Genomic DNA, 13,139 nt, shown 5'->3' on the forward strand with positions numbered 1-13,139 from the left:
GCGTGGGCCGATCCGGCGTCACTCCGGGTTCGGGCCACGCCGCAGGTCGACTCGGGCCGCCCCGGTGATCCGGTCTCAGGTCATCGAACCGGCTGATTCGGGGTGCAGGTGATATCCGTGGCCGGCAGCCCCCCGGTACCCAGATAGCCGTTGATCGCATTGTTCACACAGCTGCTGAGCCCGGGCCGGAACGTGAGGTGGATGCGGACATCGCGCAGCGTTACCAGCCGTGACCCGCTGAGATGGCGGTGCAGCTGCACCGCCTCGCTGTAGGGCGTCCGCGGGTCACCGGTCGCCTGCACGATCAGTACCGGCACATCGTTGCGCACCACGGTCGCCGGCTCCACGGGCGGCGGCCAGAACGCGCACGGCTGAATATTGTTCGCCAGCGCCCCGAACAGCGGCTGGGTGGCGCGGGTGGCTTCGATATTGCGCCGGTACCACTGCGGGTCGTCCGGGGCGTCGGCGTCACCGCAGGCGACGAACATCAGTTCCGAGTTCTCGCCGGTGAACAGCGCCTCGAGCAGGTCCGCGAGCCCGGATTCGGCCGAACTCTGCGTATCTCCCGCGGTGGCGGCGGCGATATCGCGCACCGTCGCGGCCAGTGTTTCGTCGACCTGATAGCTGCGCAGCAAGTTGTGCAGGATGAAAGGGAAGATATGGTCGTCGATCGCGTAGCCGTCGACCATGATCGGCTCCCGGGCCGTCCGCTGATACAGCCCGTCGACCGTCGCGCGGACCTCCGGCGCGGTCGCCCCGAGACCGTAGGTGGTGTTGCGGGCCGCGGCCCAGCGGGCCCAGTCGTCGAAGGCGATCTCGTCGGCCGGGCCCCAATCCTGGACGAGGCCGGTCCAGTAGCGGTCCGGGTCGATCGCGCTGTCGAGCACCATCCGGTCGCTGCGCTGCGGGAACATCTCGGTGAACACCGCGCCCAGATACGTCCCGTAGGACAATCCGAAGTAGTTGATCTTCTCCTCCCCCAGCACGGCGCGGATCAGATCCATATCGCGCGCCGTATTACGGGTCGTGAGATGACGCAGCTTCTCGATATCGCCGTCCAGGCAGGCCGCGGCCAGCTCACCGGCGAACAACACTTCTTGGTCGAAACCGGCCGGGGTCGGCCCGGCCGACCGAACCGCTTCCGACACCGGCCAGCCGCAGGGCGGCGCGGGATCGGAAGCACCGATACCGCGTGGGTCCATACCGATCAGGTCGTACTGTGCGAGCACATCAGGGCTCAGCACATCCCCCAGCAGCGCCGGGCTGTCCAACCCCGCCGCCCCCGGGCCGCCCGGGTTCGACATCAGGATTCCGCGCCGCCGATCCGGGTCGGTAGCCGGAACCCGGGAGATCACCACGGTCAAGGTGCGGCCGTCGGGGTCGGAGTAGTCGAGCGGGACCACCACATCCGCGCATTCGACACCGGGAGTATCGACCGACGGCGTATCGCACAACTCCCACGCCAGCTCCTGGCTGTAGTACGGAAACCGCATCCGATCACCGGCCAGCACCGGCGCCACAGCCACCAGCACGATCACCGCGAGCAGCCACCCCACCACCCGCCACCGGGCACGGCCGGAACGCCGCTCGGCGTCCGTATCGCCGGTCGACATCACAACCCACTTTCCCCGGAAACAGCTGGTTGTACCACTGGGCAGATCGAGTTCGCGGCCTTGCCGCGCCGCATATGCTAATCGAGCTCCCGGGGTCCCGCCGGGTGAACGCGGTCGCCCGGCACGTCCCTGCGAGTGCCCCCGGCCGATCCGTACACTGGGCCCAATGCTCCACCCGGTTCCCGAGAAAACGGCTGCTCCGCGGCACAAAATCCACGCTTACATCGATGTCGCGGTCGTGGTGGTGGTACTCGTCTGCACCAACCTGATCGCCCACTTCACCACGGCCTGGGCCAATATCGTCAGCGTCCCGGTCGCCGCCCTGGTGCTGCTCGCCCTGATGCGCCGCCGGGGTCTGCACTGGTCGGAGCTCGGCCTGTCGCCACGGCATTGGCGCACCGGAACCAAATACGCCCTCGCCGCGGTCGGGGTGGTGCTGGCCGCAGTCGCCATCGGCGCCGCCCTCCCCCTGACCCGGCCGTTCTTCCTCGCCGACCGTTACGCCACGATCTCCGGCGCGCTCATCGCCTCGATGATCGTCATCCCCCTGCAAACCGTGATCCCGGAAGAACTCGCCTTCCGCGGAGTACTGCACGGCACACTCGACCGGTTGTGGGGCGCCCGGGGCGTCTTCGCCGCCGGTTCACTACTGTTCGGCCTCTGGCATATCGCCTCGTCCTTCGGCCTCACCACCGGCAACCGCGGACTGTCCGGTGTGCTCGGCGGCGGCCTGCTCGGCCAGCTCACCGGAATCCTGCTGGCCGTAGCCGCCACCGCGGCCGCCGCAGTCGTATTCACCTGGCTCCGCCATCGCAGCGGCAGCCTACTGGCCCCCATCGCGTTGCACTGGGCGGTCAACGGCACGGGTGCGCTGACCGCCGCCGTCCTCTGGCATACGACCTTGGCCTGAACTGCGCAACTCCGGACCGCAGCTGACCGTCGATGACGGCGGGACCGCGTGCGGTACTTCGGTCGCGCCGGGCCGCACGCCGGTCGGGTCGGGACTCGCGGCGGGCTCCCGATACCTGCTCCTACACGGTCGGCAACTGCGTCGAACGCATCGGGAATCCGCGCAGCGGGCCAGTAAGGCTAGTACTCGCTCCCACGGCAGGGCGGCTACGTCCGCACCTGCGGTCGCTCCTGGCCGTCGAAAGCGACGCTCGATACCGCAGGCGTCTGATCGCCGCCGGATAGGTCGATGGTGTCAGCAGTGCTCGCAGATCCCGGTGCTGGGCAGCTGGATGAAACAGCTCTTGCACACGACCGTCCGCGATTCGGTTTTCGGCGGCGCCGGCCGAGTCGCGACAGCTCCACTGGAGCGCTTGGCCGACCCGCCCCGCGAAATCAGCGGCGGAGTGCCACCGTCGGCGGGAACATCGGCGCCGTGCGCCGCGTAGCAGGCCCAGCGGGCATACGCGGCGTGGGTTTCGATATCGGCCGGCACCGGCAGCGCGGCCAGCTCCAGCACATACTTGTAGCTGTCGCTCACCTTCAGATTCCGCTTCACGCACAGCGCGGTCAGCGGCGGCTCGCCGGCGTTGTGGCAGCGCCGGGCCACCTTCCGCAGAATCGCGTCCATCCAGGTGCGGGTCGGTGCGTCGGTACGCACCCCCGACATCTCCTGTACCCGCTCGGCCAGCTCCTGCACCGTGACGAAGTACCCGTACTCCGTCGCGGTCTCCGCCAGCACTTCATGAGCGGCCATAGCCCAGGCCACTGCGGCATCACGGAAGGCGACCGCCGTTCCGTCCTCGCTCCGCCAGGCCCCCGAAATCGTTGTCGCAGCGTCCCTCATAGCCCGTACACCGTAGCGCCAACCCCTCCCGGCCGGTCAACCGCCCTCCCCTATATCACATTTCACATTCCTCGACCGCCACGGCAACGGCCGTCTCACGCACGACCGCCACGCCCTGGAGGCCGATACCCGTGCGGCCGGACCGCCGCTTCGTCGTCGCCGATATCGTCCGGGAGTAGGTCAGCGACCTTCGCTTCGCCGCGCGCGACGCGGCCTCACGTCTGAGGCAAGCCATCCGAAACCCACACCGGCTCACCGTGTTCCAGGTAAACCGGCGCCGCACTCGACCTGGCATCGTGCGCTCGGCGGAGCCGGCGAACCAGCCTCGGCACCACGAAATCATCGACGGCGCCGATATCGACCCACTCCCACCGGTCCAGCTCAGACGCCTGGAGAACGATCGAACCCGCGACCGCGCCCAGCTCGCCACCGTCGAATACGTAGAGGATCTTGTCGCCTTCCGCAGAACTCGGTGCCCAATCGTGCACCAGCAATCTGCCGGGCGCCCGATCGAGCCCGAGTTCCTCCCGGACCTCACGACGACACGCCGTACTCGGCGCCTCGCCCGGCTCCACATAACCCCCGGGAATATCCCAGCCGTTCCCGTAGACCTTGTGCACCAGGAGTATGTCGTTTCCCCGGACGAACAGCGCACCGGCCGCCAGCCGGGCTCGTGCGGTACTTGCCGTTTCTTCGATTCCCGCCACCCGGCTATCGGATCACACGGCGGCCGCCACGGCACGAGCGTTCCAGGATTCCTGGCTCGCCAACGTCACATCGGGAGTGAGCAACGCACGATCGAATTCCGCGGGACGCTCACCCGCGGCGATCACCTGCGGCCAATCCGGATTCGCCAGTGCGCCGCGACCGAGCGTGACCACGTCCGCGTGACCCTCGTCGAGCACTTTCCGCACCAGACCCGGTGCGTGCATACCGCCGTTCGCCAGAACCGGTAGGCCGGTGACATTCCTGGCCAGTCGGGTGATCGTTTCGCCGTTGTCCAGGATGGCGGTCTCGTACCAGTCCCGCCCCTCGCTGGCGAGGTGCAGGTAATCGACTCCCGCAGCAGCGACCGCCCGGAAAATCGTCTCGGCTTCCGCGGCCCCGGACCACCGGTAACCGAAATCGTTCACCTTGGTCTGCGAGAGCCGCAGTCCGACCGGGAACCCGGCTCCGGCCGCCGCCCGTACCGCCTCGACCACCTCCACCGCGAACCGCACACGCCCGGCAGCGTCACCGCCGTATTCGTCGTCACGCAGATTGGTGTACTCGGTAAGGAACTGATCGATCAGGTACCCGTTGGCACCGTGGATCTCCACCGCGTCGAATCCGGCGGCCCGAGCCTGCCCGGCCGCGAACGCGAACCCCTCGACAAGGTCACGAATATCCCCCCGGGAGGCCGCATCGGGCAACGCGAACGTACCCTCGCCACCGTAGGCGGGCATCTTCGCGCCCTTCGGCAGCACCGCGGACGGCGCAACCGTCCGATCGCTGTGCCGATTGCCCTGGACAAGCGCTCCGGCATGCATCAACTGCAGCGCGATACTCCCACCCGCCGCATGCACGGCCTCGGTGACCCGGCGCCAGCCCTCGACCTGTTCCGCGGACACGATCCCGGGCTGATCGGGATATGCCTGACTGAATCGCTCATCGATGTAGGTGCCCTCGGTGACGACCAGCCCGAACCCACCCGCGGCGAACCGCGCGTAATACTCGGCCATAGCCGCCGTGGGCACACCGTCGCCCGCGGTACTGACCCGCGACATCGGCGCCACCGCGGCTCGGTTGCGCAATGGCAGACTGCCGATTCGTGCAGGGGAAAGAACAGGATGGACAGTCACGGGAATCTCCTCGTACACACTGGACAACTGGTTCGGGAACAGATTCCGCGCTACCGACTGTCCCTACAAGTACGGTCTTTTCTGTGTCGTAGGCACATTCCGTATACCGATAGAGGTCAGATGCACACCGATAGAGCTCACATGATCGAGGACACACCGGATTACTGCACCATCGAAGCGGCGATGGAGGTGGTCGGTGGCAAATGGAAGATGGCCATCGTCAACCACCTCTTCGACGGCACCATGCGCTTCGGCGAACTACGCCGCGCCATGCCCACCATCACCCAGCGCATGCTCACCCGCCAACTCCGCGAACTCGAAGCCGACGGGGTGATCCACCGCACCGTCTACTCCGAGGTACCGCCGAAAGTCGAATACGACCTCACCGAGATCGGCAAGAACCTGCGACCCGTGGCCGGGCTGCTCGAGTCCTGGGGCAAGCAGTACCGGCGAATCACCGCCCCGGACGCCCCACCACCACGGTGAGCCGTTTCCTCCGAGAGATCGAGGGGTGGCAAGAGCCTCCCTTTCCGGATGTAATGGCGCATCCGGCAGGTCCTCGGTCATCGGCTGGTTCGCCGGCGGCGAGCTACCGGCCTTCGGTCCAGAATCGTTGAAGTCGGTTGATCGCCGCATTCCGGTCCATCGCCGAGATCTCGGATTCAGAGAGCCCCACCCGGTGAACCAGCAGAAACACCAGGTCAGCAGGAAGAGACTCGACCGGTTGCTCTGGTCGAGCACGTGTTGGCGCCTCTCCATCCAGCACACACCGCCAGAAAGCATCCTCGGTGACGTCCAGCTGATCGCGCAAAATATGGGACCACATCGAAGCGCCATAGCCGGTCCGGTCCACCGGATGAGAAATCCGCGTGCGAAGAATTCTCCCGTCCGGCAGTACGAGTTCGTAGATCACGTGGTGCGTTCCCGTGCCACCACGCGCATTACGGACCTGCTCCCAGCCCTCGACCGAACAGAACTTCGCGTGGTACCCGCGCGTCGGCAGCGGTCGGTTCATCCCGCCCCGCCCGCCAGCCACTCCCTCAGCTGCTCGTTATCGCTCAGTTCGATCAGTTGAACCAAGCCCCAGTTCTCCCGGTGATTGGGTGCGTCCCGGAGCCGGTTCTGCCAATCCTCGGCGTATTCACGGAGTGCTTCGATCGTTTCATCGAGCGCCTCATCGAGAGTCGCACCGTCAGCTGCGACCGGTAGGCCGGGCAAGAACACGGACCAGCCGCCATTCTCAGCGACGACTTCGGCCCGCGAGGGGCAAAGGCGTGCAAGCGCGTAGCGCAATCGGTCAGCATTGACGACGGCTGCATACTCGGTGTCTCGACGCACAGTGGCGACCTGCCCCTGAGCAGCCGCATCGAGCAGATCTTTCAGATGCGCACGTGCCTCGGTGTAGCTGTCGTAGCGAACGGCCGCCATTACTTCACCCTCTCAGATATGTAGGATTCATGCTGCCGCAAGTACGTCAGGTACGTCAAGTACGTGATGCGCTCGCGGGGTTGGCCCGCCTACCAGTCGGCCTGTTCTATTCGCGCTGCGAGATCGGCGCAGTCGACTGGCCCAGGCCTAGAACGCGCCTCATACCGTGCCCGAGCAATCTCGGCCGGTACTCGACACCACACCTCAACCACACGGTCGGCCCGAGCCCGTTCAATGCCGGTCGCGGCGAATCGCAGGTCACGGGGTTTGAACCACCACGAGTCGATGACCACGGATCGTGGGACTGCCAGCGCCAATGCCCACACGGCATCCATTGCGACACCGCCCAACTCCGGAACCGCCTCCGCGTCATCGACACATGCCGCCAGCGCTTCCTTCACCGCGTCCTTCGACAAGAACTGGGCATCCATCGTCGTCGCCAAGGACCGACCGAGCGTCGTTTTCCCAGCACCCGGCAACCCGTTGACCAACACCAGGAGTTTGTCCACAGGGTCATCATGCGCCGAAGCCTCGAACCTGCCCCTCCTACCGAGACCACTGGACAGACCCACCTCCGGATCGGTACCCACACCACTGCGCTCGTGGTTCATCACACCGCGCTCGGTCGAGCGTCTCCGCGTCGAAACCAGGATCGTCAGAATTTCTCCCGCTGGTGCCGGCCTCGCGTACGAACACTTCGGTCAACTCGGCGAGGACACCCGCCGGCCGATGCGGCCGGAATGCGCCTTCTTCGGCGATCCGCAGTATCGTATCCACGAGGGTCGCGCTATAGAGGACGTTGGTGTCCAAGAACGCTGGGAAGACCATCGGTCACCGCGTCTCCGCAGGCGGTCCATCCGTCGCCGTATACAGCGAATCTTCCTCGGCGTCGTCGATGAGATCATCCAGCGCCCCTCGGGTCTGCTCTCGCTGCAGTGCTTGGTATTCGATCAGATCCGCAAGACGAACGAAACGGTGGCGGCCGGGCTTCTCCATCGGAAGATCGCCCCGTTCGAGGATCCGAACCAAGGTCGGCCGTGCGATACCGAGGTAATCCGCTGCTTCCTGGGTTGTCAACATCGCGTTCATGGGCGCAACCGTGACACCCATGCCGTTCGACAAAGCATCTGCGACTTGGCGAAGTACATCGTAGACCGCGTCCGGAAGCTCGACCCGGCTTCCGTCGGCAGCGACCAGCACCGGCCGCAGCTCAGGCGCATTGCCACCGACTGCTTCCAGCGCACGAGTGAAGTCGAGGATCTGAGCATCCTCGCCTCCAGGAACATAAGTGCGAACGTTCGAGCTTGCCGCTGCCTTGGCCATGCATTCCTCACCGCAGGAAGGTATCGAGTCCACCCTATGGCAAAACGAACAAAACGAACAACACTCGTACGGGTGTCAAGGGCATCCGCTACCTACCAACCAGAACCGACAAGATCCGTATTACGGCCCCACACGTCCGTCACGACGAAGGCCCGCCTCCCGGAATGGGAAGCGGGCCTTGCGTTTATCGACTCGACAGCCGGAAGAAGACCTTACTTGGCCTTCTCCAGGACCTCGACCAGCCGCCACCGCTTGGTGGCCGACGTGGGCCGGGTCTCCATCAGCTGCACGCGGTCGCCGACACCGGCGACCTCGTTCTCGTCGTGCGCCTTCACCTTGGAGGTGGTGCGAATGATCTTGCCGTAGAGAGCATGCCGGTTACGGTCTTCCAGCTCCACGACGATCGTCTTGTTCATCTTGTCGGAGACAACGTAACCGACCCGAACCTTGCGGCGGCCGCGCTCCTGCTCTTTCTCGCTCATGCCGCATCTCCCTTGTCAGCGGGTCCGGTGGCCAAACCGAGCTCGCGCTCACGCATGACCGTGTAGATACGCGCGATCTCATGACGCACCACACGCAGCCGGCGATTATTGGTCAACTGACCCGTCGCCATCTGGAAGCGCAGGTTGAACAGCTCTTCCTTCGAGTCACGCAGGCGCTGAACGAGCTCGTCCTCGGTCAGCTCGCGGAGCTCTGCGGCCGGAGTACCGGTAGCCATCAGAACTGCTCCTCCCTCGTCACGATCCTGCACTTCATGGGGAGCTTGTGCATCGCGCGGCGCAGGGCCTCACGAGCGATCTCCTCGTTGGGGTAACTCATCTCGAACATCACGCGACCGGGCTTGACGTTCGCGACCCACCACTCCGGCGAACCCTTACCGGAACCCATACGGGTTTCGGCCGGCTTCTTGGTCAGCGGGCGATCCGGGTAGATGTTGATCCAGATCTTGCCGCCACGCTTGATGTGGCGGGTCATCGCGATACGTGCCGACTCGATCTGCCGGTTGGTCACGTACGCCGGTTCCAGAGCCTGGATACCGAACTCACCGAACGCCACCGAGGTGCCGCCCTTGGAGAGACCGCTGCGGCTCGGGTGATGCTGCTTACGGAACTTGACCTTGCGGGGCATCAGCATGGGTCAGCCCTCCTGCTTTTCTGCCGGGGGCTCGGCCACCGCGGTAGCGGCGCGCCCGGCCTCGGTGCTGGTCGCAGTGGTGCCGGAGGAACCGGAACGACGCGGGCGGCTCGGCCGCTCCCGACGCGGGCGATCGCCGGCCGGGGCGCTGGTGGCGGGCAGCTCACGCTTGCCGCCGACGATATCGCCCTTGTAGATCCAGACCTTGACACCGATCCGACCGAAGGTGGTCTTGGCCTCGTACAGGCCGTAATCGATATCGGCACGCAGGGTGTGCAGCGGGACGCGGCCTTCGCGGTAGAACTCCGAGCGCGACATTTCGGCGCCACCGAGGCGGCCCGAGCACTGCACGCGGATGCCCTTGACGTTCGGCGAACGCATGGCCGACTGGATGGCCTTACGCATCGCGCGACGGAACGCCACACGGTTCGACAGCTGTTCGGCGACACCCTGAGCAACCAGCTGGGCATCCGATTCGGGGTTCTTGACCTCGAGGATGTTCAGCTGGACCTGCTTCTTGGTGAGCTTCTCCAGCGCGGCGCGGATCCGGTCGGCCTCGGCGCCACGGCGACCGATGACGATGCCGGGACGCGCGGTGTGGATATCGACGCGGACCCGGTCCCGGGTGCGCTCGATCTCCACCTTGGAGATGCCGGCCCGCTCCATGCCGGTGCTCAGCAGTTTGCGGATGGCGACGTCTTCCTTGACGTAGTCCGCGTACTGCTTATCGGCGTACCAACGGGACTTCCAGTCGGTGGTGATACCGAGGCGGAAGCCGTGGGGGTTGATCTTCTGTCCCATTTACTTTGCCCCTCCCTTCCGGCGGCCACGAGTGCCACCGGCGGTGGGGACGCTCTCGACCTCGATGGTGATGTGGCTGGTGCGCTTGCGGATCCGGAAGGCCCGGCCCTGGGCCCGAGGCTGGAACCGCTTCATGGTCGCGCCCTCGTCGACGTAGGCCGTCGAGATGACCAGGGTGTCCGGGTTGAGGCCGAGGTTGTTCTCGGCGTTGGCCGCGGCGCTGGCCACGACCTTCGCGACCGGGGTGCTGGCGGCCTGCGGGGCGAACCGGAGCAGGTCGAGCGCATCGGAGACGCGCTTGCCGCGGACCAGGTCCACGACCCGGCGAGCCTTCATCGGGGTCACGCGCACGTGCTTGGCGGTCGCGCGCGCAGTCGGATTCTGCGTTTCTGTGCTCATCGCCGCTTGCTCTTCCGATCTTCTTTCACGTGGCTACGGAACGTCCTCGTCGGCGCGAACTCACCGAGCTTGTGCCCGACCATGTTCTCCGAGACGAACACCGGCACGTGCTTGCGGCCGTCGTGGACGGCGAACGTGTGGCCGATGAAATCGGGGGTGATGGTCGAACGACGCGACCAGGTCTTGATGACCTGTTTGGTGCCCTTGTCGTTCTGCACGTCCACCTTCGCCTGGAGGTGGTCGTCGACGAACGGGCCCTTCTTGAGGCTGCGTGGCATTTCTTACCTCCTCCTTAGCGCTTCTTGCCGGTGCGACGGCGACGGACGATGAGCTTGTCGCTCGGACGGTTCGGCTTACGGGTGCGGCCTTCCGGCTGACCCCACGGCGAGACCGGGTGGCGACCACCGGAGGTCTTGCCTTCACCACCGCCGTGCGGGTGGTCGACCGGGTTCATGACGACACCACGGACCGTGGGACGGCGTCCCTTCCAGCGCATACGGCCGGCCTTGCCCCAGTTGATGTTCGACTGTTCGGCGTTGCCGACCTCGCCGACGGTGGCGCGGCAGCGCACGTCGACGCGGCGGATTTCACCGGAGGGCATACGCAGCGTGGCGTAGGGGCCTTCCTTACCAAGCAGCTGGATGCTGGCACCGGCCGAGCGGGCCATCTTGGCGCCGCCGCCGGGACGCAGTTCCACCGCGTGGATGGTGGTACCGGTGGGGATATTGCGCAGCGGCAGGTTGTTGCCGGGCTTGATATCCGCGGTGGGACCGGACTCGATCTTGGTGCCCTGCACCACGCCACGGGGGGCGATGATGTAGCGCTTCTCGCCGTCGAGGTAGTGCAGCAGCGCGATATTGGCGGTGCGGTTGGGGTCGTACTCGATATGAGCGACCTTGGCCGGTACACCGTCCTTGTCGTGCCGGCGGAAGTCGATCAGCCGGTAGGCGCGCTTATGACCGCCACCGCGATGGCGGGTGGTGATCCGGCCGTGGCCGTTACGGCCACCGCTCTTGGTCAGCGGGCGAACCAGCGACTTCTCGGGGGTCGACCGGGTGATCTCGGCGAAGTCCGAGACGGACGACCCGCGGCGGCCCGGGGTAGTCGGCTTGTACTTACGGATTGCCATGAGTTCTTCTCTGCTTTCTGGATTCCCAGGCGCTTACGCGACCGGGCCTCCGAAGATCTCGATGGGCTTGCTGTCGGCCGAGATGGTCACGAGCGCGCGCTTGGTGTCCTTGCGCTTGCCGTAACCGAAGCGGGTCCGCTTGCGCTTGCCCTGACGGTTGGCGGTGTTGACGCTGGTGACCTTCACCCCGAAGACCTTCTCGACCGCGATCTTGATCTGGGTCTTGTTGGAGTCCGGGTGGACCAGGAAGGTGTAGGTGCCTTCCTCGATCAGGCCGTAGGACTTCTCCGAGATGACCGGCGCCAGCAGGATGTCGCGCGGATCGGCGATGGTGCTCACTTGCTCTCCTCCTGTGCAGCCTCAGCCGGGCCGTGCACGAAGGCGTTGAGCGCCTCGACGGAGAACACGACTTCGTCGCTGTCCAGCACGTCGTAGGTGTTCAGCTGGTCCGGTGCGATGGTGTGCACGTATTCCAGGTTGCGGGCACTCTTCCAGGCGGTGACGTCCTCGCGGCCGACGACCAGGAGGAACTTCTTACGGTCCGAAAGCTCGGACAGGAAGGTCTTCGCGGTCTTGGTCGAGGGGTCCTGGCCTGCGACGAGCTCGCTGATCACGTGGATCCGCTCGCTGCGCGCCCGATCCGACAGCGCACCACGCAGGGCGGCCTGGATCATCTTCTTGGGGGTGCGCTGGCTGTAGTCGCGCGGCTTGGGGCCGTGCACGGTGCCACCGCCGGCGAACTGCGGGGCGCGGGTCGAACCCTGGCGGGCGCGGCCGGTGCCCTTCTGCCGGTACGGCTTCTTGCCACCACCGCGGACCTCGCCGCGGGTCTTGGTGGAATGCGTGCCCTGGCGCGCGGCGGCCTGCTGGGCCACGACCACCTGGTGCATCAGCGCGATATTCGCGGTCACATCGAAGATCTCGGCGGGGAGATCGACGGTGCCGTTGGACTTGCCACCGAGTTCCTTGACCGGCAGCGTCAGGTTGGCCTTCTTCTCGAGGCTGGTCATGCGTGCGCACCACCCTTCACGGCGCTCTTGACGATCACGACGCCGCCCTTGCGACCCGGGATCGCTCCCTTGATCAGCAGCAGGCCGTTCTCGGCGTCCACCTTGTGAACCGACAGGTTCTGCGTGGTGACGCGGTCGTTACCCATCCGGCCCGACATGCGCATGCCCTTGAACACGCGGCCGGGGGTGGCGCAGCCACCGATGGAACCCGGGCGGCGGTGCACGGCCTGCGCACCGTGGGACGCGCCCTGACCACTGAAGCCGTGACGCTTCATGGTGCCGGCGAAGCCCTTGCCCTTGCTGGTGCCGGTGACATCGACGTAGGTGCCCTCTTCGAAGGCGTCGGCCGAGATCTCCTGGCCGACCTCGAAGGTGGACGCGTCCGCGACGCGGATCTCCGCGACGTGCCGGCGCGGGGTGACACCGGCCTTGGAGAACTGGCCGGATTCCGGCTTGTTCACCTTGCGGGGGTCGATAGCGCCGAAGGCGACCTGCACCGCGCTGTAGCCGTCACGCTCGACGGTACGGATCTGGGTGACCACGTTCGGTCCGGCTTTGACGACGGTGACCGGGACGACCCGGTTCTTGTCGTCGAACACCTGGGTCATGCCCAGTTTGGTGCCCAGGATGCCGGCCGCGGGCCTGCTCTTGTTGTCAGTCATATCG

At 66.0% G+C, this 13,139-nt stretch carries 20 protein-coding genes; 2 read left to right on the plus strand and 18 right to left on the minus strand.

The features are described from left to right. Nucleotides 1-80 precede the first annotated feature (80 nt). On the minus strand, nt 81-1,613 hold the full coding sequence (locus ACFWPH_RS24575; RefSeq protein WP_378754458.1) for an alpha/beta hydrolase: 1,533 nt from the start codon (nt 1,611-1,613) through the stop codon (nt 81-83). Between the two features lie 166 nt (nt 1,614-1,779). Here ACFWPH_RS24575 and ACFWPH_RS24580 point away from each other — a divergent pair, with 166 nt between their 5' ends. Continuing rightward, nucleotides 1,780-2,523, plus strand: coding sequence for a CPBP family intramembrane glutamic endopeptidase (locus ACFWPH_RS24580; protein ID WP_378754459.1), 744 nt, complete (start codon nt 1,780-1,782; stop codon nt 2,521-2,523). 294 nt (nt 2,524-2,817) lie between these two features. On the opposite strand, the gene ACFWPH_RS24585 is transcribed toward ACFWPH_RS24580, so the two are convergent. From ACFWPH_RS24585 to ACFWPH_RS24595, 3 genes are all read right to left on the minus strand, one after another. Next, a complete protein-coding gene (locus ACFWPH_RS24585; RefSeq protein WP_378754460.1) occupies nt 2,818-3,408 on the minus strand; it encodes a hypothetical protein in 591 nt (196 codons plus the stop codon). A gap of 215 nt (nt 3,409-3,623) precedes the next feature. Then, on the minus strand, nt 3,624-4,115 hold the full coding sequence (locus ACFWPH_RS24590) for an NUDIX domain-containing protein (protein ID WP_378754461.1): 492 nt from the start codon (nt 4,113-4,115) through the stop codon (nt 3,624-3,626). Between the two features lie 12 nt (nt 4,116-4,127). Next, nucleotides 4,128-5,249 carry a tRNA-dihydrouridine synthase gene (locus ACFWPH_RS24595; RefSeq protein WP_378754462.1) on the minus strand — a complete coding sequence of 374 codons (1,122 nt, stop codon included), beginning with the start codon at nt 5,247-5,249 and terminating at the stop codon, nt 4,128-4,130. A gap of 141 nt (nt 5,250-5,390) precedes the next feature. On the opposite strand from ACFWPH_RS24595, the gene ACFWPH_RS24600 reads away from it, so the two are divergent. Continuing rightward, a complete protein-coding gene (locus ACFWPH_RS24600) occupies nt 5,391-5,735 on the plus strand; it encodes a winged helix-turn-helix transcriptional regulator (protein WP_378754463.1) in 345 nt (114 codons plus the stop codon). 103 nt (nt 5,736-5,838) lie between these two features. Here the strand turns inward: ACFWPH_RS24600 and ACFWPH_RS24605 are convergent, their stop codons facing one another. From ACFWPH_RS24605 to rplC, 14 genes are all read right to left on the minus strand, one after another. Continuing rightward, nucleotides 5,839-6,162: a cytotoxic translational repressor of toxin-antitoxin stability system gene (locus tag ACFWPH_RS24605; protein WP_378754464.1), complete on the minus strand. Its 324-nt coding sequence runs from the start codon at nt 6,160-6,162 to the stop codon at nt 5,839-5,841. 98 nt (nt 6,163-6,260) lie between these two features. Beyond that, complete coding sequence (locus ACFWPH_RS24610; protein WP_378754465.1) at nt 6,261-6,677, minus strand: prevent-host-death protein; 417 nt, start codon at nt 6,675-6,677, stop codon at nt 6,261-6,263. Between the two features lie 89 nt (nt 6,678-6,766). Then, nucleotides 6,767-7,186 (minus strand): AAA family ATPase, encoded by a 420-nt coding sequence (locus ACFWPH_RS24615; protein ID WP_378754466.1) that lies wholly within the window; start codon nt 7,184-7,186, stop codon nt 6,767-6,769. Nucleotides 7,187-7,508: 322 nt separating this feature from the next. Then, nucleotides 7,509-8,000 (minus strand): helix-turn-helix domain-containing protein, encoded by a 492-nt coding sequence (locus tag ACFWPH_RS24620; RefSeq protein ID WP_378754467.1) that lies wholly within the window; start codon nt 7,998-8,000, stop codon nt 7,509-7,511. Nucleotides 8,001-8,212: 212 nt separating this feature from the next. Next, entirely contained in the window at nt 8,213-8,482 is a 270-nt protein-coding gene (gene rpsQ / locus ACFWPH_RS24625; RefSeq protein WP_039822436.1) for a 30S ribosomal protein S17, read from the minus strand. Beyond that, nucleotides 8,479-8,718: a 50S ribosomal protein L29 gene (gene rpmC, locus ACFWPH_RS24630; protein WP_033244240.1), complete on the minus strand. Its 240-nt coding sequence runs from the start codon at nt 8,716-8,718 to the stop codon at nt 8,479-8,481. The genes rpsQ and rpmC overlap by 4 nt, the downstream gene beginning before the upstream one ends. Further along, the gene (rplP, locus tag ACFWPH_RS24635; RefSeq protein ID WP_280414132.1) at nt 8,718-9,134 is read right to left on the minus strand and encodes a 50S ribosomal protein L16; all 417 of its coding nucleotides are present in this window, start codon (nt 9,132-9,134) and stop codon (nt 8,718-8,720) included. The genes rpmC and rplP overlap by 1 nt, the downstream gene beginning before the upstream one ends. 3 nt (nt 9,135-9,137) lie before the next feature. Next, nucleotides 9,138-9,935 (minus strand): 30S ribosomal protein S3, encoded by a 798-nt coding sequence (gene rpsC / locus ACFWPH_RS24640; RefSeq protein ID WP_280461613.1) that lies wholly within the window; start codon nt 9,933-9,935, stop codon nt 9,138-9,140. Then, entirely contained in the window at nt 9,936-10,334 is a 399-nt protein-coding gene (gene rplV, locus ACFWPH_RS24645) for a 50S ribosomal protein L22 (RefSeq protein WP_033244237.1), read from the minus strand. Beyond that, nucleotides 10,331-10,612 carry a 30S ribosomal protein S19 gene (gene rpsS, locus ACFWPH_RS24650; protein WP_030522695.1) on the minus strand — a complete coding sequence of 94 codons (282 nt, stop codon included), beginning with the start codon at nt 10,610-10,612 and terminating at the stop codon, nt 10,331-10,333. Before rpsS ends, rplV begins: the two co-directional genes overlap by 4 nt. Nucleotides 10,613-10,626: 14 nt before the next feature. After that, complete coding sequence (gene rplB, locus ACFWPH_RS24655; protein WP_033244236.1) at nt 10,627-11,463, minus strand: 50S ribosomal protein L2; 837 nt, start codon at nt 11,461-11,463, stop codon at nt 10,627-10,629. A gap of 33 nt (nt 11,464-11,496) precedes the next feature. After that, nucleotides 11,497-11,802, minus strand: a complete 306-nt coding sequence (rplW, locus tag ACFWPH_RS24660; RefSeq protein WP_019045018.1) for a 50S ribosomal protein L23 — start codon at nt 11,800-11,802, stop codon at nt 11,497-11,499. Then, nucleotides 11,799-12,473 carry a 50S ribosomal protein L4 gene (gene rplD, locus ACFWPH_RS24665; protein WP_378754468.1) on the minus strand — a complete coding sequence of 225 codons (675 nt, stop codon included), beginning with the start codon at nt 12,471-12,473 and terminating at the stop codon, nt 11,799-11,801. Before rplD ends, rplW begins: the two co-directional genes overlap by 4 nt. After that, nucleotides 12,470-13,135 carry a 50S ribosomal protein L3 gene (gene rplC / locus ACFWPH_RS24670; RefSeq protein ID WP_378754469.1) on the minus strand — a complete coding sequence of 222 codons (666 nt, stop codon included), beginning with the start codon at nt 13,133-13,135 and terminating at the stop codon, nt 12,470-12,472. Before rplC ends, rplD begins: the two co-directional genes overlap by 4 nt. Between the last annotated feature and the right edge of the window lie 4 nt (nt 13,136-13,139).

The organism is Nocardia sp. NPDC058499, from assembly GCF_042719915.1.
Classification (GTDB): Bacteria; Actinomycetota; Actinomycetes; order Mycobacteriales; family Mycobacteriaceae; genus Nocardia.

Coding starts and splice junctions, on each gene's coding strand:
- ACFWPH_RS24575 (WP_378754458.1), bottom strand. CDS start 1,613: ATGTCGACCGGCGATACGGACGCCGAGCGGCGTTCCGGCCGTGCCCGG.
- ACFWPH_RS24580 (WP_378754459.1), top strand. CDS start 1,780: ATGCTCCACCCGGTTCCCGAGAAAACGGCTGCTCCGCGGCACAAAATC.
- ACFWPH_RS24585 (WP_378754460.1), bottom strand. CDS start 3,408: ATGAGGGACGCTGCGACAACGATTTCGGGGGCCTGGCGGAGCGAGGAC.
- ACFWPH_RS24600 (WP_378754463.1), top strand. CDS start 5,391: ATGATCGAGGACACACCGGATTACTGCACCATCGAAGCGGCGATGGAG.
- ACFWPH_RS24610 (WP_378754465.1), bottom strand. CDS start 6,677: ATGGCGGCCGTTCGCTACGACAGCTACACCGAGGCACGTGCGCATCTG.
- ACFWPH_RS24620 (WP_378754467.1), bottom strand. CDS start 8,000: ATGGCCAAGGCAGCGGCAAGCTCGAACGTTCGCACTTATGTTCCTGGA.
- rpsQ (WP_039822436.1), bottom strand. CDS start 8,482: ATGAGCGAGAAAGAGCAGGAGCGCGGCCGCCGCAAGGTTCGGGTCGGT.
- rpmC (WP_033244240.1), bottom strand. CDS start 8,718: ATGGCTACCGGTACTCCGGCCGCAGAGCTCCGCGAGCTGACCGAGGAC.
- rplP (WP_280414132.1), bottom strand. CDS start 9,134: ATGCTGATGCCCCGCAAGGTCAAGTTCCGTAAGCAGCATCACCCGAGC.
- rpsC (WP_280461613.1), bottom strand. CDS start 9,935: ATGGGACAGAAGATCAACCCCCACGGCTTCCGCCTCGGTATCACCACC.
- rplV (WP_033244237.1), bottom strand. CDS start 10,334: ATGAGCACAGAAACGCAGAATCCGACTGCGCGCGCGACCGCCAAGCAC.
- rpsS (WP_030522695.1), bottom strand. CDS start 10,612: ATGCCACGCAGCCTCAAGAAGGGCCCGTTCGTCGACGACCACCTCCAG.
- rplB (WP_033244236.1), bottom strand. CDS start 11,463: ATGGCAATCCGTAAGTACAAGCCGACTACCCCGGGCCGCCGCGGGTCG.
- rplD (WP_378754468.1), bottom strand. CDS start 12,473: ATGACCAGCCTCGAGAAGAAGGCCAACCTGACGCTGCCGGTCAAGGAA.
- rplC (WP_378754469.1), bottom strand. CDS start 13,135: ATGACTGACAACAAGAGCAGGCCCGCGGCCGGCATCCTGGGCACCAAA.